This is a genomic window from Nocardia sp. NPDC024068, from assembly GCF_040638875.1.
GTDB lineage: Bacteria > Actinomycetota > Actinomycetes > Mycobacteriales > Mycobacteriaceae > Nocardia.
Genome location: NZ_JBEZYU010000032.1, coordinates 38,488 through 57,754, shown reverse-complemented (window position 1 = coordinate 57,754; position 19,267 = coordinate 38,488). Strand labels below are relative to the sequence as shown.

15 protein-coding genes and 1 tRNA gene are annotated in these 19,267 nt (G+C 66.5%); 9 read left to right on the top strand and 7 right to left on the bottom strand.

All coding sequences use genetic code 11. The features are described from left to right. Positions 1-270: 270 nt before the first annotated feature. From rsmG to rpmH, 6 genes are all read right to left on the bottom strand, one after another. Positions 271-1,011: a 16S rRNA (guanine(527)-N(7))-methyltransferase RsmG gene (rsmG, locus tag AB0F41_RS21780; protein WP_357426524.1), complete on the bottom strand. Its 741-nt coding sequence runs from the start codon at positions 1,009-1,011 to the stop codon at positions 271-273. A gap of 171 nt (positions 1,012-1,182) precedes the next feature. Further along, on the bottom strand, positions 1,183-1,728 hold the full coding sequence (locus tag AB0F41_RS21775; RefSeq protein WP_357426522.1) for a protein jag: 546 nt from the start codon (positions 1,726-1,728) through the stop codon (positions 1,183-1,185). Between the two features lie 83 nt (positions 1,729-1,811). Then, positions 1,812-2,897, bottom strand: coding sequence for a membrane protein insertase YidC (yidC, locus tag AB0F41_RS21770; protein WP_357426530.1), 1,086 nt, complete (start codon positions 2,895-2,897; stop codon positions 1,812-1,814). A 4-nt stretch (positions 2,898-2,901) separates the two neighbouring features. Further along, on the bottom strand, positions 2,902-3,246 hold the full coding sequence (gene yidD, locus AB0F41_RS21765; protein ID WP_357426520.1) for a membrane protein insertion efficiency factor YidD: 345 nt from the start codon (positions 3,244-3,246) through the stop codon (positions 2,902-2,904). After that, a complete protein-coding gene (rnpA, locus tag AB0F41_RS21760; protein ID WP_357426518.1) occupies positions 3,246-3,647 on the bottom strand; it encodes a ribonuclease P protein component in 402 nt (133 codons plus the stop codon). Before rnpA ends, yidD begins: the two co-directional genes overlap by 1 nt. 105 nt (positions 3,648-3,752) lie before the next feature. Further along, a complete protein-coding gene (gene rpmH, locus AB0F41_RS21755; RefSeq protein ID WP_058854877.1) occupies positions 3,753-3,896 on the bottom strand; it encodes a 50S ribosomal protein L34 in 144 nt (47 codons plus the stop codon). Between the two features lie 600 nt (positions 3,897-4,496). Between rpmH and dnaA the strand changes: the two genes are divergently transcribed. From dnaA to AB0F41_RS21710, 9 genes are all read left to right on the top strand, one after another. Beyond that, a complete protein-coding gene (gene dnaA / locus AB0F41_RS21750; protein ID WP_357426516.1) occupies positions 4,497-6,680 on the top strand; it encodes a chromosomal replication initiator protein DnaA in 2,184 nt (727 codons plus the stop codon). A 1,508-nt stretch (positions 6,681-8,188) separates the two neighbouring features. Next, on the top strand, positions 8,189-9,364 hold the full coding sequence (dnaN, locus tag AB0F41_RS21745; RefSeq protein ID WP_357426514.1) for a DNA polymerase III subunit beta: 1,176 nt from the start codon (positions 8,189-8,191) through the stop codon (positions 9,362-9,364). Between the two features lie 185 nt (positions 9,365-9,549). Continuing rightward, a complete protein-coding gene (recF, locus tag AB0F41_RS21740) occupies positions 9,550-10,767 on the top strand; it encodes a DNA replication/repair protein RecF (protein WP_357426512.1) in 1,218 nt (405 codons plus the stop codon). Positions 10,768-11,121: 354 nt separating this feature from the next. Next, complete coding sequence (locus AB0F41_RS21735; RefSeq protein ID WP_357426510.1) at positions 11,122-11,691, top strand: DUF721 family protein; 570 nt, start codon at positions 11,122-11,124, stop codon at positions 11,689-11,691. 306 nt (positions 11,692-11,997) lie between these two features. Further along, positions 11,998-14,043 carry a DNA topoisomerase (ATP-hydrolyzing) subunit B gene (gene gyrB / locus AB0F41_RS21730; protein ID WP_357426508.1) on the top strand — a complete coding sequence of 682 codons (2,046 nt, stop codon included), beginning with the start codon at positions 11,998-12,000 and terminating at the stop codon, positions 14,041-14,043. Positions 14,044-14,141: 98 nt separating this feature from the next. Next, positions 14,142-16,643 (top strand): DNA gyrase subunit A, encoded by a 2,502-nt coding sequence (gene gyrA, locus AB0F41_RS21725; protein ID WP_357426506.1) that lies wholly within the window; start codon positions 14,142-14,144, stop codon positions 16,641-16,643. 39 nt (positions 16,644-16,682) lie between these two features. Then, the gene (locus AB0F41_RS21720; RefSeq protein WP_357426504.1) at positions 16,683-17,789 is read left to right on the top strand and encodes a DUF3566 domain-containing protein; all 1,107 of its coding nucleotides are present in this window, start codon (positions 16,683-16,685) and stop codon (positions 17,787-17,789) included. 164 nt (positions 17,790-17,953) lie between these two features. After that, positions 17,954-18,027, top strand: a tRNA-Ile gene (locus tag AB0F41_RS21715). Positions 18,028-18,321: 294 nt separating this feature from the next. Beyond that, complete coding sequence (locus tag AB0F41_RS21710; protein WP_327148968.1) at positions 18,322-18,429, top strand: DLW-39 family protein; 108 nt, start codon at positions 18,322-18,324, stop codon at positions 18,427-18,429. A gap of 54 nt (positions 18,430-18,483) precedes the next feature. Here AB0F41_RS21710 and AB0F41_RS21705 read toward each other — a convergent pair whose 3' ends face one another. Beyond that, positions 18,484-19,131, bottom strand: coding sequence for a TetR/AcrR family transcriptional regulator (locus tag AB0F41_RS21705; RefSeq protein ID WP_357426502.1), 648 nt, complete (start codon positions 19,129-19,131; stop codon positions 18,484-18,486). Between the last annotated feature and the right edge of the window lie 136 nt (positions 19,132-19,267).

Here is a 19,267-nt window from a genome sequence, read left to right as displayed (position 1 = left end):
GAGACGGAAGCGGCCTACTACAGTCGACAACCAGCCCAGCCCACCGCTGAGCTGTCACACCAGTAAGTCTCCGGACTCGCCGGGGCGATTCAGCAATGCCGAGCCGACCCATCATGGCAACTCCACCACCGTGTGCATGGTCGTCGAGAGCGCAGAGAATCCGCGATGGACTCCAGACAATGTTTCCCGTGAAACATCGCAGCCGCCGGCGCGTACAGCAGCAGCCCGCGTTGCCGTTCCGGCACCCCGCGGACGACTGGCGGGATCGACTCAGCTCTTGCGGCGCTCCGCCCGAACGCCGCGCTTCTTGGACTTCTTCGACGTCCGCTCCGAACGCCGGAGCCGTTCCGCGGACAGCACGACAGTGGGGGTCGAGAGGACTTCCACGCCGCACGCCAGGACGCTGAAATTCCCGGCGCCGGTACGCTCGACCGCTTCACGATCGCGTTCCAGTTCCTCGGTGACACTGGACCCTTTGAGGGCGAGCATATGTCCGTGATCCCGCAGGAGGGGGAGCGACCATTCGGCCAGCTTCGCCAAGGGAGCCACCGCACGTGAGGTCACCACATCGGCGCCGCCGGCTTCCTGGATCACACCCGGCTGTTCCGCCCGCCCGCGTACCACGGTGATATCGAGTTCGGCCGCGTCGATGAATTCCTTCAGGAAGACGGTCCGGCGGAGCAGCGGCTCGACGAGAATGATCCGGAGGTCCGGCCGGGCCAGCGCGAGGGGGATTCCGGGGAGACCGGCGCCGCTGCCGATATCGACCACGGAAGCGCCCTCACCGATCACTTCACCGACCACCGCGCAGTTCAGGATGTGCCGCTCCCAGAGGCGCGGGACTTCGCGGGGGCCGATGAGTCCACGCTCCACCCCGGCGGTGGCCAGCGCGTCCCAGTATCGGCGCGCCAGCCCCACGCGGTCACCGAATACGACCTCCGCCTCCGCCGGCGGCCGCGACTCCGGCGCCGCGGCCGCCGAGTCGCCGAGATCTGGTTTCACGTGAAACACCCTTCTGTGTGATCGTTCGCGCCGGTGTGAACTGGCCACCCGGTATCGAAGGTCAACCGTATCCGCTACCCGCGACAACCGGGACCACCGCGCGCCGGGCAGAGAAAGGGCTCGGGTCCATCGGACCCGAGCCCTATCCAACCACCGGCCGCGTTCGGCCGGATCGCCGTCTCACTCCGGGATGACCACAACCCGGCGGTTCGGCTCCACGCCTTCACTCTCGCTGGCGACCCCGTCGATCGCGGCCACGGCGTCGTGCACGATCTTGCGCTCGAACGGCGTCATCGGCGCGAGCTGCTCGGGTGATCCCGTCTGCAGCACCCGCTGCGCGGCCGCGGCGCCGAGTTCACTCAGATCGGCCCGCCGCTTGGCACGCCAGCCCGCCACATCGAGCATCAGCCGGCTGCGCACCCCGGTCGACTGCTGTACCGCGAGCCGGGTGAGCTCCTGCAGCGCGTCCAGCACCTCGCCGCTGTGACCGACCAGCTTCGACAGATCATTACCGCCGTCGATGCTCACCACCGCACGGTCGCCCTCGACATCGAGATCGATATCGCCGTCGAAGTCGAGCACATCCAGAAGCTGTTCGAGATAGTCACCGGCGATCTCGCCCTCTTCGATGAGCGCCTCCTCTGCATCGCTCACGGCGTCATCAGGATCGGCTTCCACCACGGTCGCGGATACGGTGGCGTCGCCGCCTTCGGTCTCGAGAGTCATATGTTTCCTTTTATCTGCTCGTCGGGACTCCACCCGGTCGGCCGGCCGGGTCCCGATCACAAGGGGTCTCGGTGGGGGAGCGGTCAGCGCCGGCGCTTCTGATTGGCGCGGCCGCGATTGCCGGGTCGCTTCTGACCACTCGACCTCCGCTGGCCCGACTGCTTGCCGGCGGCCTTGGTCGGCGTCGAGCCGTTGGTGCCCGCAGCGCCTTCGTCGGCGGGATCGGCATCCTCTTCGCCGGGCTTCGCCGTCTTCTTCTTGGTGTCGACCGGTTTGGCACCGGGCTTCGGTGCGTTCTGCGCCTGCTTCTCTTTACGCTCCAGCGCCTTGGCCTCTTCTTCCTTGGCCATCCGGCCGAAGACGAGATGCTGCTGGCCGTAGGTCCAGATGTTGTTGGAGACCCAGTAGAGCAGGATGGCGATGGGCAGGAACGGACCACCGATGAGCACACCGAACGGGAACACCCACAGCGCCAGCTTGTTCATCAGCGCGGCCTGCGGATTGGCCGCGGCCTCGGGAGTCTGCCGGGCGACGGAGGCGCGTGCGTTGAAGTGGGTGGCGATCGCGGCGATCACCATCAGCGGGATGGCGACGGCGGCGATGCTGATCTTGCTGGGCACGCCGCCGTAGTCGGCGAAGGCCTGCAGTTCGTCCACCGGTGCGGTGATGAAGGCCGAGATCGGGGCGCCGAAGATACGGGCGCTCAGGAACGACTGCACATCGTCGGCGTTGAAGACGTAGTTCGGGGTGTGGGCGTTGGTATAGGGATCCATACCGAGCTGCCCGAATCCGTGGCCGGTCCGGTTGAACGACCGCAGCACATGGAACAGACCGAGGAAGACCGGGACCTGCGCCAGGATCGGCAGGCAGCCCATGAGCGGGTTGAAGCCGTGATCCTTCTGGAGCTTCTGCATCTCGGTCGCCATTTTCTGGCGGTCGTTCTTGTACTTCTTCTGCAGCTCCTTGATCTGGGGCTGCAACTCCTGCATCTGTTTGGTGGTCCGGACCTGCCTCACGAAGGGCCGGTAGAGCACCAAGCGCAGCGTGAAGACGAGGAACACCACGGACAGCGCCCAGGACAGACCGTTGTCCGCTCCGAAGGCGAAGCCGAAGACCCGGTGCCAGAACCACAGGATCCAGGACACCGGATAATAGATGAAATCGAGCACGGCTCTATGCACTCCCGTCGGTAGTGTCACCGATCACCGCGTGCGGTGATCCCTTACAAGCTTCGGTCCGCGGATCGTCGTGGCCGACGTTGCGCCGCCGCTCCGGTACGGGATCCCATCCACCAGGGTGCCAGGGTGCGCATTTGGCCAGCCGGGCGGCCGTCAGTCCGAGGCCGATCACCAGTCCCCGGGTGCGCAGCGCGGTGACCGCGTACTCACTGCACGTGGGTGTGAATCGGCAGACCGGCATCCGGGTGGGGGAGACATAGGTCCGGTACAGCTCGATCAGAAAGATCAGAATATTCGCGGGCCAGCGAGCAGGCGCGAGGCGACGGCCACGGGGGCTCATCACGGGGTACCTGCGTCGGCGAATGCGCCGACGGGCTGGACGCCGAGCTTGCGGAGACCGCTGCGCAGCTGCCGACGGAGCTCGTCGCTGCCGGCGGCAGCGGAGCCCGGGAGTGCGCGAATCACGATATCCACTTCGGTGGGGACCTCCGCGGTCAGCTCGGCGCAGATATGACGCAGGCGGCGAGCCACGCGGTGACGGACGACCGCGGGACCCACCGCCTTGCTGACGATCAACCCGAAACGCGGTCCACCGAACCGGGTCGTTACCTCACCCGATTCGGGATCCGGCAGTTCGGTCAGTACGTGGACGACCAGATCCTGTTTTCCCGCGCGCCGGCCGCGGCGTACCGTCCGGGAGAAATCGGCACGTCGGCGCAGCCGGTGCGGCTCAGGAAGCACCCGGAGATCCCAGGTGGAAAGGAGCCGCCGGCCGGATCGGACAACCGGCGGCGTGGGCCACGGAGTTCGGCGAACCGGGCATCGGGCACCGAATACGACGGGCGATCAGGCGGTGAGGGTGCCGCGGCCCTTACGGCGCCGCGCGGAAACGATGGCGCGGCCCGCACGGGTCCGCATCCGGAGACGGAAACCGTGGACCCGCGCCCGACGACGGTTGTTCGGCTGGAACGTCCGCTTGCCCTTGGCCACGGTGAACACTCCTCGAATTGGTGGGCGCCCCGCGGCGCCCGAAGCTTTTCAATGATTCTGGCGATGTCCTCCGACTCGGCGCCGCGGTCCTGGCGAACGGTCAGCACAGAACGGTCACCGCGCCAAGGGGTGACTGTACGAGGGTACTTATCCAGTTCTACCGGGTCAAACTCGCCCCCCATCGCGGCGATCCGCGCGGCGGTTGCCGCCGTGGGCCGCGATTCATGAGTGGTGGTGATCATCACCGCTCATCCGCCCGGCCCCCGAGGCCGCAGGTCGTAGGCCTGCCACCGGGTCGTCCGCACCGCGCGACCAGAACGGCGGTCCACGGAGATTGTGCACATCTGTGGATAATTGTGTGGAAATACCCTGTGAATGGCATATTCGTAGGGCCGACGGTGCCACGCAGCAGCCGGGAAATCGGGGATTCCCGGCAGCGCCCCTCGGGCGCCGTATCCGTCGCAGCGCTCCCGGGGCGCCGGATGCGGCAGCTCTGGTCGGGTGGACGTATGCGGTGTCGCTGAAACGAACCAGTACAGTAGACGCACCGCGAGCCCCGGACGTCTGCGCCGAGCAACCGACTCCCGGGGAGGACACTGGATGGACGACGAGCAGAACGTACTGGCCACGGTGTGGCCGACGGTGGTCGCGGAGCTGACCACCGGTTCGCCCGACGGTGCCATTGCCGCGGTGACCCGGGCCCAGCAGGCCTGGCTGAAGCTCGTCAAACCGCTGATGGTGGTCCAGGGTTTCGCGCTGCTCTCCGTCCCGTCGTCGCTCGCCCAGGAAGCAATCGAACGCGACCTGCGCGAACCCATTCTGCGATCGCTGGGCCGACGGCTCGGGCCTCAGGTGGAGGGGCTGGGGGTGCGCATCGCGGCACCGGTGCCCACCGGCTCCGACAGCGGGCCCCCTCGGCACGCACGCATGACCAACCGGCCGGATCATTTCGGGTCCCCCCGTCCCGGACCGGGACCGTCACCGGTTCCCGCCGGGCCTCCGGAACCCTGGCAGGCCGAGCCCTCGCGCGATTCCGACGGCGGCGAGTATCCCGCCCGCGGCTACCAGCGCGATCCGGGCTTCCCGCGTAATCAGGCGGGCGAACCGCGCTATCCGCGCGAGGAGTTCTCCCATGAGGCGGAACTACCGCTGACCGGGGAGCTGCCGCTGAACCCCGGCCATCCACGCGGGCCCGAAGCACCCGGGCCCGACCATTCCCGGCGCCCGGCCCTCCCCGAACTGCCACAGGGGGCGCAGTTCGGGAACTCGCCGCCGGTCCGGGGCGGCGACGGGCCCGCACCGTACGCGGTTCCCCGGCCGTACCCCCGGGAATACGCACCGGCGGCCGAGTACACCCGGGAGCCCGGATACGAGCGGGACCGCGAGTATCCACCCGCCGAATACCGCGACGCCTACTCCACGGGCCGCTCCGATATCGCGGAACCGGCCGGCGGCCGCGACCGTCCCGCCCCGCCCGTCCGTGATTCCGGACCCGAACTCGATCCGGTCCTGCCGCCGCGTCGTACGAGCCGCCCGGCGCAGGACACCCTTTTCGCACCCGACCTTCCGGCCGCCGAAACCGCCGGCCGCGACCCCCACCGGGACAGCAGCCGCGACAGTCTCCGCGAAAGCGTGCGGGATTCCGGGATCGAGCCCGTCGACGACGATCACGAGGACGAGAAGGTGGTGAACGTCCGGGATTCCTGGCCCACCTTCTTCGCCAAACCGACCGAAACCGCCGATCCCTCGAAATCCTCGGCGAGCCTGAACGCCAAGTACACCTTCGAGACCTTCGTCATCGGCGCGTCCAACCGGTTCGCGCACGCGGCCGCCGTCGCGATCGCCGAGGCGCCCGCGCGGGCCTACAATCCGCTGTTCGTCTGGGGCGCCTCCGGACTCGGCAAAACCCATCTGCTGCATGCCGCCGGTCACTATGCGCAGCGGCTGTTCCCGGGGATGCGGGTCAAATACGTGTCGACCGAGGAATTCACCAACGACTTCATCAACAGCCTGCGCGACGACCGGAAGGTGGCGTTCAAACGCCGCTACCGGGAGACCGACATCCTGCTGGTCGACGATATTCAGTTCATCGAGGGCAAGGAAGGTATCCAGGAGGAGTTCTTCCACACCTTCAACACCTTGCACAACGCGAACAAACAGATCGTGGTGTCCTCCGACCGCCCGCCCAAGCAGCTGGCCACCCTGGAGGAGCGACTGCGTACCCGGTTCGAATGGGGGCTGATCACCGATGTGCAGCCGCCGGAACTGGAGACCCGTATCGCGATCCTGCGCAAGAAGGCGCGGATGGATCGCCTGGATGTCCCGCACGATGTCCTCGAACTCATCGCCAGCCGGGTGGAACGCAATATCCGCGAGCTCGAAGGTGCACTGATCCGGGTCACCGCGTTCGCCTCGCTCAACGGTCAGCCGCTGGATCAATCCGTGGCCGAAGTGGTGCTCCGCGATCTGATGCCCGAATCACAGGACGTCGAGATCACCGCCTCGACGATCATGGGTGTCACCGCGGAGTATTTCAACACCTCGATGGAGGAACTGACCGGTCCGGGCAAGGCGCGGCCGCTCGCCCAGGCCCGCCAGATCGCCATGTACCTGTGCCGCGAACTCACCGACCTCTCGCTGCCCAAGATCGGCCAGGCCTTCGGCCGCGACCATACGACCGTCATGTACGCGGAGAAAAAGGTCCGTAAGGAGATGTCGGAGCGGCGCCGCGTGTACGACCAGGTCCAGGAACTCACCGCGCGGATCAAGCAGCGCTCCCGGTAGTCGATCCGAATTCTCGCCCGGTGCGGCTCGGAGTCCGATGGCTCCGGGCCGGTGCCACAGCGCGACCACATACCGTCGGGTGCTCGCACCTCTTCCGGGCAGGACCTCGAATTCGTTCGGGATGATCGCCTGATCCGCCCCGGCAATCGGTGAGATCGACGCCCTGTACATTCGCGGACCTTCGGCCCCATTTCCTTCGCTTCTTCGGCCCTCGCGGACTGCTGCCTGCGTCGGCGCACGGCCCCAGCGAGGTCCGACGAGCGCACTGGTGGGTGCATCGTTCCCGGGCGCTCCGGGTACGGCAGGACCCGAACCAATGACCACCGCGGGTGCATTGCGCCGCCGGCCGGCCCGCGGCGCAATGCCTCACGGCCTCAATCGGGTTGGCGAATCGGCGCTTCGCCGGTCGGGTCCGATCAGTCGCCGGGGGCGGCATTCCGAATCCATACACAGGTATTCCGCTAACAGCCTGTGGATGCCCTGAACTGGGGGTTTCCGATGGTTATCCCTGTGGATTCCACAGGTTGTCCACCGGTTCCTCCACAGCTTCGGACCACCTGCGCCGAGATCTTGTCCACAGGAAGGTTATCCACAGTTTCCACAGGCAGATTCATCCACACGCACTGATCAGGAGCGATCCGGTCAGAGGCATGGGGACAACCTGTGGAATCCCTGGGGAATCCTCGAGGAATCCACAGGTTATCCACGGATTCGTACACAGTGTGCACAACAACGCGAAAACTGGGGAGCGAACTGGGGATGAACTGTGGAGACAGTGTGGACAACGAAACCTGTCCACAGAGCGGGCGAATCCATCCTCGAGTTATCCCACGGCGGTCCACAGGCGGACACGCGCTGCCATCAGGTAAAACAGGGGAAATCCACAGTTTCCACAGGGCCTATTACTACTCCTGTTCTTCCCCTAGAGAATTTCTCTTGAAAACAGGATGTGTGGACAAGCCGTCGAGCGGACCGCACGACTCGAATCGCGCCCGGAGCCGACAAGGAGAGCGGAACGGGCGGTACTCGGACGGATGAGCACTCGTCCGCGAGTGCCCCGGCCGGGGTCGGCCTTCCTGTCCGAGAGTCCCGAGCCGAGCACGCTCGGACAGCACCGGCGGGCCGGCGCGATAACCGGACGGCGGACTTGTCCACATCGCGGGCACGGGACAGCTGTGGATACGTGGCGGGAATCGGTTCCCGCTCGTTTGTCCCCAACCGTCCCCATGTGCGTCCCCCCTTGCCGGGATACTCCACCGCCGCATGTGGGGCAGGCCTGGTCCGTCCGGCCCCCGAGGACGTATCCTCCACACGGAGGGGCAGCCGACCCGGCCACCGGAAACCGGGTACGGTCTGATGTCGGTCGCGTGTGCCGGACTTCTCGGGCGATCGAGCCGGTTCACCGATCGCGCGGTAACCGCGCCGGCGGAGCAGGAGTAGGCGCAGCCGGATACACGGGGGCAGTACGGCCACCGATCCACACTGAACGGGAGAGGACACCTCGGGCGATGGACCTTGCAGGCATGAAGTTTCGGGTCGCGCGTGAGGATTTCGCGGAATCGGTCGCCTGGGTGGCACGCAGTCTGCCGTCGCGCCCGCCGGTCCCGGTTCTCGGCGGAGTCCTGCTGGTCGCGGACGAGGACGGTTTGACGGTTTCCGGGTTCGACTACGAGGTCTCCGCGCAGATGCGGGTCGCCGCGGAAGTCGCCGGGCCGGGCAAAGTGCTGGTCTCGGGCAAACTCCTCGCCGATATCACCAAGGCCCTGTCGAACAAACCGGTGGACGTATCGGTCGACGGCAGCCGGGTGCTGATCCAGTGCGGAAGCGCCAAGTTCTCGCTGCCGACCATGCCGGTCGAGGATTATCCCCAACTGCCCGAGGTGCCGCAGTCCAGTGGGGAACTGCAGGTCGATGTGTTCGCCGAGGCGGTCGGCCAGGTCGCCGTCGCCGCCGGTCGCGACGATACGCTGCCCATGCTGACCGGGATCCGGGTCGAAATCGAGGGGCCGCAGGTCGTCCTCGCCGCGACCGACCGGTTCCGGCTCGCGGTCCGCCATATCCAGTGGCAGCCGGCGCGCACCGATATCGAGACCGCGGTCCTCATCCCGGCCCGCACCCTCTCCGAATCGGCGAAGACCCTGGGCGCCTCGGATAGGCCCGTGCAGTTGTCGCTGGGCTCGGGAACGGGGGCCGACGGGCTGCTCGGGATCGTGAACGGTGGCCGCCGGACCACGACCCGGCTACTCGATGCCGAATTCCCGAAGTTCCGGCAGCTGCTGCCGAAAGAGCACACTTCCATCGCGACGCTGGAGGTCGCCTCCCTCGCCGAGGCCATCAAACGTGTCGCCCTGGTGGCCGAGCGTGGCGCCCAGGTGCGGCTGGAGTTCTCCGGAGAGGGACTGCTGCTCTCCGCGGGCGGGGACGATGCCGGCCGGGCCGAGGAGTGGCTCACCGCCGATTTCCGGGGCGAACCGCTCACCATCGCCTTCAACCCCGGGTATCTCATCGACGGGCTCTCCGCGCTGCGGTCGGACCGGGTGACGTTCGGCTTCACCACTCCCAGCCGTCCGGCGGTGTTGCTGCCGGCTGCCGACGAAGCACCGGAACCGCTCGACACCGGGGCCTATCCGGCCCTGGAAAGCGAGTACATCTACCTGCTGATGCCGGTCCGGCTTCCGGGCTGAGCCCGTGGACCCGGCAGCGCTGACCCGGCGGCCGATCCGCCTCCGTGCCCGGGTGTGTGATCCCATGGAGACCGCGGCGGCGCGGGGGAGCGATATCGCCGCAAACTCGCGCGCCGACCTGCACAATCCGAAGTTATCCACAGCTGTGGATAACTCGGTGGTGATGTTTCGGGCGGTGTGAACAGGTGCATATCCGTGCTCTGACCTTGCGTGACTTCCGTTCCTGGGAGCTCGCCGAGATCGAGTTATCCACAGGGCCTACAGTTTTCCTGGGTGCCAACGGCAACGGCAAAACCAACCTGCTCGAGGCCCTGGGCTACCTTTCCACGCTCGGCTCGCACCGGGTTTCCAGCGATACACCGCTGGTTCGCACCGGCGCCGAACGCGCCCGGATAGGCGCGAATGTGGTGCATCTGGGCCGCGAACTGCGTATCGATCTGGAGCTGAACCGCGGTACGGCCAACCGGGCCCAGATCAACCGCTCACCGGTGCGCCGCCCCCGCGAGATCCTGGGCATCCTGCACACCGTGCTGTTCGCCCCGGAGGACCTGGCCCTGGTGCGCGGAGACCCCGGGGAGCGGCGTCGCTTCCTGGACGAGCTGTGCACCGCCCGCCGCCCGAGCCTGGCCGGTGTCCGCGCCGACTACGACCGGGTGCTGCGGCAGCGGTCGGCCCTGCTGAAAACCGCGGGCCGTTCGGGGCGGGCCGAACTCGGCACGCTGGACGTGTGGGACGGGCACCTGGCCGCGCATGCGGCCGTGCTGCTGGCCGAGCGGCTGCGCCTGGTGCACGAACTGCACCCGTACCTGGCCCGCGCTTATGCGGCACTGGCTCCCGAATCGCGTCCGGCCGCCATCGGCTACCGCAGTGCCGCGCTTCCGGAGGAACTCCTCGATCCGGGTCGTGTTCCCGAGCCCGGCGATACCGCCGTACTGGAGGAAACGCTGTTGCGTGAACTCGCCGCGGCCCGGCCGAAGGAACTGGAGCGCGGTGTCTGCACAGTGGGTCCGCACCGCGACGACCTGGATCTGATGCTCGGTGAGACGCCCGCCAAGGGGTTCGCCAGTCATGGCGAGTCCTGGTCGTTCGCGCTCGCCCTGCGACTGGCCGCCTTCGAGCTGCTGCGGGCCGGGGGTACCGAACCGGTGCTGCTGCTCGACGATGTTTTCGCCGAGCTGGATCGCCGCCGCCGGACCGCGCTGGCGGCGGTTGCCGCGGCCGCGGAGCAGGTACTCGTTACCGCGGCCGTCCCCGAGGACGTCCCTGCCGAACTCTCCGGAGCCACCCTGCGGGTCACGACCACCGGTGATCCCGAACACCGGATTTCGAGGTTGTCCTCGTCTCCGGCGCCGGCGGCCACGGGCGGGACCGGCGGAGAATCATCCGCCGTTGCCGGCGAATAGTCGGCACCTCGGACACGCGGTGGTTCCTGCCTTGCACGCGGGCCGGAGCGTTCGTAGAGTGAGCCGGTACGTCGGGCCGTTATCCCCGCCCGGCACGTAGCGCACAGTTATCCACAACCTGTGGATAACTTGTTCCCCTGGTCGTCGGCCCGGATTCGGGTGGTGGCTCGGTGCGCTTGTCGGCAACCCGCGCCGAACCTCGTAAAACCTGGTCTGAACTGGGAATTTCCTATTCATCACCAGGTATGCCCGGATCGGGGCCGCGGCGCCGGGGAGCGGAACCTCGGATGTGCACAACCTGAGGAATACCGGTCGAACCTGGGGATAACTCGAACCGGTGAGTGGAGCGCGACCATGACCGACCAGCCCGGTACACCCGGTGGCACGCCGCCGTCCGCCGAAGCCGCGTCGCCGGAGTTACGCGGGATCGACCTTGCCCGCCGTGCGCTGGAAGAGGCCCGTGCGGCCGCGCGGGCAAGCGGCAAGTCCGTGGGGCAGGGGCGCTCGTCGCCGCGCCGCGGCCGGACCGGCCGTCGGCGCAGCGGATGGTCCGGTCCGCGACCGGACGACCGGGATCCGCAGCCGCTGTCGAAACTCGCGAGTTCCATCGCCCGCAGCCGGGGCTGGTCCACCAAGGTGGCCGAGGGCACCGTTTTCGGCCATTGGGAGGGTGTGGTCGGTGAGGACATCGCGGCCCACGCGAAACCGGTGAAACTGGAGAACGGCGTGCTGAGCGTGGCGGCCGAGTCCACCGCGTGGGCGACTCAACTGCGATTGCTGCAGGCGCAACTGCTCGCGAAGATCAGCGCGGCCGTCGGCCCCGGTGTTGTCCGGTCCCTGCGGATCGCCGGCCCCACCGCACCCAGCTGGCGTAAAGGACAGCGCCACGTACGGGGCAGAGGGCCGCGGGACACCTACGGATAGGGGTTCGGTTTCACGTGGAACCGGCCGCATATTCGGGTGTGGCCGTCAGTGAACTCTCAGGCCGAATCTGATGGTCCGAAACCGCCCGGGCCGCGAGGGGACCCGTGCCGGGTCGATTTCTCCCATCCTGGAAGCGCTCAGGGGTGTCGCAGATGCACTGTAAGTTGGGCTGCCAAGTAAGATGGAATAGTAAATCAGCGGCGATACCCTCGGCGCGCTGTGTGCAGCCCTCGATCGATTCCGGGCCCCACGCGTGCTGTCCTACCGTCGTCCCGGGGACCAGCAAGTAAGGAGAGCTACCGACCAGTGGCTGCCAAAGACTCCAAAGCATCGGGTTCGAGCGCATCGGACAAGCAGGACTACGGTGCCTCCTCCATCAAGGTCCTCGAAGGTCTCGAGGCGGTGCGGATGCGCCCGGGCATGTACATCGGTTCCACCGGTGAACGCGGCCTGCACCACCTGATCTGGGAGGTCGTCGACAACTCGGTCGACGAGGCGATGGCCGGGCACGCCAGCCGGGTGGAGGTAACCCTCCTCGCCGACGGCGGCGTCCAGGTCGTCGACGACGGCCGCGGTATCCCGGTGGCGATGCACTCCCAGGGCATCCCGACCATCGAGGTCGTCATGACCCAGCTGCACGCCGGCGGCAAATTCGATTCCGATTCGTATGCCGTGTCCGGCGGTCTGCACGGTGTCGGCATCTCCGTCGTCAACGCGCTGTCCAGCCGGCTCGAAGCCGAGGTCGACACCGACGGATACCACTGGAGCCAGACCTACAAGGACGCGGTTCCGGGGCAACTGATCCAGGGCGATCCGACCAAGGCCACCGGGACCACCATCCGGTTCTGGGCCGATCCCGCCGTGTTCGAGACCACCACCTACAACTTCGAGACGGTCTCGCGGCGGTTGCAGGAGATGGCCTTCCTGAACAAGGGCCTGACCATCGTGCTGACCGATGAGCGGGTCACCGATACCGAGATCACCGACGAGGTGGTCAGTGATACCGCCGAGGCGCCCAAGCACGATGAGGGCGGCGAGAAGCCCGCGACCGAGCACAAGGTCAAGACCCGGACCTACCACTACCCGGGCGGTCTCGAGGATTTCGTCCGGCATATCAACCGGACCAAGCAGCCGATCCACAACTCGGTGGTGGCGTTCAACGGCAAGGGCACCGGGCACGAGCTCGAGATCGCCATGCAGTGGAACTCTGGTTACTCCGAGTCCGTGCACACCTTCGCCAACACCATCAACACCCATGAGGGCGGCACGCACGAGGAAGGTTTCCGCGCGGCGCTGACCACGGTCGTCAACCGGTACGCGAAAGAGAAGAAGCTCCTCAAGGACAAGGACGGCAACCTCACCGGCGACGATATCCGTGAGGGTCTGGCCGCCATCGTCAGCGTGAAGGTGAGCGAACCGCAGTTCGAGGGGCAGACCAAGACCAAGCTCGGCAACACCGAGGTCAAGGGGTTCGTGCAACGCGCCTGCAACGAGCACCTCGCGCACTGGTTCGAGGCCAATCCGGCCGATGCCAAGACCATCGTCAACAAGGCGGTGTCTTCGGCGCAGGCCCGGGTCGCGGCCCGGAAGGCGCGCGAACTGGTCCGGCGCAAGAGCGCCACCGATATCGGCGGCCTGCCGGGCAAGCTGGCCGATTGCCGGTCCAAGGATCCGAGCAAATCCGAGATCTACATCGTCGAGGGTGATTCGGCCGGCGGTTCGGCCAAATCCGGTCGCGATTCGATGTATCAGGCGATCCTGCCGCTGCGCGGCAAGATCATCAACGTCGAGAAGGCGCGGATCGACAAGGTCCTCAAGAACGCCGAGGTCCAGTCGATCATCACCGCCTTCGGCACCGGTATCCACGACGAGTTCGATATCGCCAAACTGCGGTATCACAAGATCGTGCTGATGGCCGACGCCGATGTCGACGGCCAGCACATCTCCACTCTGTTGCTGACCCTGCTGTTCCGGTTCATGCGCCCGCTCGTCGAACAGGGACATGTGTTCCTGGCGCAGCCGCCGCTGTACAAGCTGAAATGGCATCGCACCGAGCCCGAGTTCGCCTACTCCGACCGTGAGCGCGACGGACTGCTCGAGGCGGGCCTGGCGGCCGGTAAGAAAATCAACAAGGACGACGGTATCCAGCGGTACAAGGGTCTCGGCGAGATGAATCCGAAGGAGCTGTGGGAAACCACCATGGATCCCTCGGTTCGCGTGCTGCGTCAGGTGACGCTGGACGACGCCGCTGCCGCGGACGAACTGTTCAGCGTTCTGATGGGCGAGGATGTCGCGGCGCGCCGCAGCTTCATCACCCGTAATGCCAAGGACGTCCGCTTCCTCGACGTGTAGGAGCGGTGCTTCGCCCGCGGCGCGCACGCGCGCGGTGATGTACAGCGCGCTCGCGCGCGGGTGATCCACCGTTGTTCCGTCAGTACCTAGGAGATTGCATGACCGACACCACCCTGCCGCCGGAGAGCGCGGGCGACCGGATCGAGCCGGTCGATATCCAGCAGGAGATGCAGAACAGCTACATCGATTACGCGATGAGCGTGATCGTGGGCCGCGCGCTGCCCGAGGTGCGCGACGGCCTCAAACCCGTGCACCGCAGGATCCTCTACGCGATGCACGACAACGGCTATCGGCCCGATCGTAGCTATGTGAAGTCCGCCCGTCCGGTGGCCGACACCATGGGTAACTACCATCCGCACGGCGACTCGGCCATCTACGACACCCTGGTGCGGATGGCCCAGCCGTGGGCGATGCGGTATCCGCTGGTCGACGGCCAGGGCAACTTCGGCAGCCGGGGCAACGACGGCGCCGCCGCCATGCGTTACACCGAATGCCGGCTGACCCCGCTGGCCATGGAGTTGCTGCGCGAGATCGACCACGACACGGTCGATTTCATCCCCAACTACGACGGTAAGACCCAGGAACCGGTCGTCCTGCCCAGCCGGGTGCCGAATATGCTGATGAACGGCAGCAACGGCATCGCGGTCGGTATGGCGACCAATATCCCACCGCATAATCTCAACGAGCTGGCCGAGGCCATCTACTGGGCGCTGGACAATCACGACGCCGACGAGGAATCCACGCTCGCCGCCTGTATGGAGCGGGTCAAGGGCCCGGATTTCCCGACCGCCGGCCTGATCGTGGGCACCCAGGGCATCCACGATGCCTACACCACCGGCCGCGGGTCCATCCGGATGCGCGGTGTGGTGGAGATCGAAGAGGACGCCCGCGGCCGCACCACCATCGTCATCACCGGGTTGCCCTACCAGGTGAACACGGACAACTTCATCAACGCGATCGCCGAGCAGGTCAAGGACGGCCGAATCGCCGGAGTCTCCGATATCCACGACGAGTCTTCGGACCGGGTGGGCCTGCGCATCGTGGTCACGGTCAAACGTGACGCGATCGCCAAGGTGGTGCTAAACAATCTCTACAAGCACACCCAGCTGCAGACCAGCTTCGGCGCGAACATGCTCTCCATCGTGGAGGGCGTGCCGCGCACCCTGCGCCTGGATCAGATGATCCGGCTGTATGTGAACCATCAGCTGGAAGTCATCGTCCGGCGCACCCGCTACCTGCTCCGCAAGGCCGAGGAACGCGCCCATATCCTGCGCGGCCTGGTCAAGGCGCTGGATCTGCTGGACGAGGTCATCGCGCTGATCCGCCGGTCGGCCAATACCGATACCGCGCGCACCGGCCTGATGCAACTGCTCGATATCGACGAGACGCAGGCCACCGCGATCCTGGATATGCAGCTGCGACGCCTCTCGGCGTTGGAGCGGCAGAAGATCGTCGACGAACTGGCCAAGCTCGAGGCCGAGATCGCCGATCTGAAGGACATCCTGGAGAAGCCGGAACGTCAGCGGGCGATCGTGCGCGACGAACTGGCCGAGATCGTGGAGCGATACGGCGACGACCGGCGCACCCTGATCATCTCCGCCGACGGTGATGTCGCCGACGAGGATCTGATCGCCCGCGAGGACGTCGTCGTCACCATCACCGAGACCGGATACGCCAAGCGCACCAAAACCGACCTCTACCGCAGCCAGAAACGTGGCGGTAAGGGCGTACAGGGCGCCGGGCTCAAACAGGACGATATCGTCCGGCACTTCTTCGTGACCTCGACCCACGACTGGTTGTTGTTCTTCACGAACAAGGGCCGCGTCTACCGGGTGAAGGCCTACGAACTGCCCGAGGCCAACCGCACCGCGCGCGGTCAGCACGTCGCGAATCTGCTGGCCTTCCAGCCGGACGAGAAGATCGCCCAGGTCATCCGGATCAAATCCTACGAGGACGCCGCCTACCTGGTCCTGGCCACGCAGAAGGGCCTGGTCAAAAAGTCGCGTCTGGTGGACTTCGACTCCAACCGCAGCGGCGGTATCGTCGCGGTGAACCTGCGCGACAACGACGAATTGGTCGGCGCCGTACTGTGTTCGGCCGAGGACGATCTGCTGCTCGTCTCGGCGCAGGGACAGTCGATCCGGTTCTCCGCCACCGACGAGGCGCTGCGTCCGATGGGGCGCGCCACCTCGGGTGTGCAGGGTATGCGGTTCAACGCCGAAGATGCCCTACTCTCGCTCAATGTGGTCCGTGATGGAACGTATCTGCTGGTAGCGACCTCGGGTGGCTATGCCAAGCGGACCGCCATCGAGGAGTACACCGCCCAGGGACGAGGCGGAAAAGGTGTATTGACGATCCAGTACGACACCCGGCGTGGCACCCTGGTGGGGGCGCTCATCGTCGACGACGACGACGAGCTGTATGCGATCACGTCCAGCGGAGGGGTTATCCGCACTGCCGCCCGGCAGGTTCGTAAGGCCGGTAGGCAGACCAAGGGCGTGCGATTGATGAACCTCGGCGAGGGCGATACCTTGCTTGCGATCGCACGTAACGCCGACGAGCCCGAACAGATCGACGGTGGCGGTTCCCCCGAACAGTAATCCCATATCGGCGGCAAAGAACGGATCCGAGGATTCCCATTGACCACTCCGAAACAGCCGAGCGACGAGCGGCAGCAGACGAACGGTGTGACCGAGAGGGTCACCCCGTCCCCGATTTCGCCGCGCCCGATCCAGCGGCCGGGCGATGCCGCGGAAAACGAGCAGGCCGGCGGCGGTCAGCAGGGTGGTAACCCGCCCGGCGGGTCGTCCGCCGGGGGCCCGGCGCCCGAGAATCAGGAGAACCAGGGAGAATTCGCGTCCGAATCGCGGAATTCACCGGCGGGCCAGCAGAATCCCGGCCAGCAGAATCCCGGCCAGCAGAATCCCGGTCAGCAGCAGGGCGGTAGCAATCCGCCCGAGCAGCAGGGTGGAAACGGAACGGACAGTGGACGTTTCCAGGAGGGCTGGTCGCAGCTGCCGCAACGGGAACCCCAGTCCAACCTCTCGCGTCCCGGGCATATGCCGGTCGGCGGCGCCCAGTCGCAGCGCGGGGTCGGTCTGAGCGGCGGGGTCACCAACGCGCGGACCACCAGCGACCTGGCGGCCAAGGCGGCGCGTAAGGAAGCGGCCATGGCCAAATCCGTTGGGCTGGACGGTCCTACCCGCAGTATCGCCCGGCCGGAGCTGGTCAAGGATATGCCGGACCTTTCCGAGATCCGGCATCCGCTGCCTCCGGACCAGGCCCCGCACGCCCCGCATCCTCCGCATATCCAGCACACTCCGCCCCCCGCGGCCCCGGCGGCCCCGCAGGTCCCGCGTGGGCTGCCGCAAGCGGTGCTCGGCGGCGAGCCGCTCCGGGCGACCGTGCAGGTGCGGCGTATCGATCCGTGGTCGACGCTGAAGATCACCCTGGTCATCAGCGTCGCCATGTTCTTCGTCTGGATGATCGCGGTTGCCCTGCTGTACATGGTGCTGGCCGGTATGGGCGTTTGGGAGCGGCTGAACAGCACGTTCACCGATATGGTGTCGCCGGACAGCGGGTCGGTGGGCCTTATCGACGCCGGCACGGTCTTCGGCTACGCCGGGGTGATCGGGCTGATCAACGTCGTGCTGTTCACCGCCCTGGCCACCGTCGGGACGTTCATCTACAACCAGTGCTGCGATATGGTCGGCGGTATTCAGGTCACCCTGGCCGACCCCGACTGATCCGGTTCTTCCGTTGACGGCCGACCCCGGAAATTCGGGGCCGGCCGTCGCGCGTTAGGGTGTGTGCCGGCCTCCGGCTCTGTGACCAGCCGTTTTGGTTCCTCATGGAGGATTCCGGTACAGTCTCTCCTCGGCGGTTACTTGACATAGAGCAGTCGTCCCGCGGGTCTATAGCTCAGGCGGTTAGAGCGCTTCGCTGATAACGAAGAGGTCGGAGGTTCAAGTCCTCCTAGACCCACTGGAACAGTGCAATCGGGCTCGGATGAAATTCATCCGAGCCCGATTGCATTTCTCGATGAATTTCGTCGTTCACACCCAGGCCCGATATCGCCGTATGGTCCGGTATCGCAGCGGTCCGGAGTCGGCCTCTCCGCCGGAGAACGACAGCGCCCGCAATGCGCCGCCGTCGCCTCCTGGTGGTGGTCACCGACACCGTTGCGGCGATGGGGCAGGGCGCGCGGAACGCTGCGGGGGCGGGCCGCAGGGCCGAGGCCGGGAAGCGGGCCGCCCGGTGGCGCACTAAGCTGAAAGTATGAAATACGTTCTCACCATCGGAATTGTCGCCGCGGTCCTCATCGGGATCAACAAACTGCGCCAGCGTGACGACGCCGATCTGTGGCACGAGGTCACCACTCGCTGAGTCCGCCGCGTTCGACGTCCCCGGCCGGCCGGTAGGCACCTGACAGCCGGGTGATCACGGCCGGGCCAGCAGTTCGATGACCGAATGCACCTGAGCGGTGGTCGGCGTCGGCAGGTTGTCCCGGCCGTGGATCAGACCGAGCCCGATATACACCATGGCGCCGGCCCGCAACCCGGCCTGGTATTCGTCGAATCCCAGGTCCAGCATCGTCCGGTGCACCGTTTCGAAAACTTCCTGATCGAGCGTGCGTACCGCGGCCGCGACCTTCGGATTGCTCCGGGACCATTCCCGTACCGTGGTCTCCACCAGCCAGTGCCGCCGGTCGACGAGCATCGCGGCCATCTTCTCGATCCGTTCCTCCACCGGAATCCCCACGAAGGCGCCCAGTTCGCGCACCGTTTCACTCTGTGTCGCGCTCCAGCGGTCGGCCATCGCCGTCGTGAGCTGCTCGATATCGTCGAAATGCCAGTAGAAACTGCCCTTGGTGACCCCGAGTTCCTGGCACAGTCGCGGGATCTTGATCGCCGCGACGCCCTCGCGCGACAGTAGATTCAACGCACCGTCGACCCAATCGTCGTAGGTCAGCCGTGCGGTGCGGCGGGTCCGGCGTTGCTGCGCCTGCGCCTTCTTCGATTTCGGACGGGGAGTGGCCGGCCGTTCGTCCGATGGGTCCGGGTGGTCGGCGGTGGAACCCGCCGTCATCGGCCCGACGGATCGGCACTGAGTCTCATACCCCGATGGTAGGGGAGCCGCATCCGAGGCTCCGCTGTAAACGGTCATCGACGGATTCGCGGCGTCCTCACCGACGGCACGGATATATGCGTTCCGAAGGTGGAGC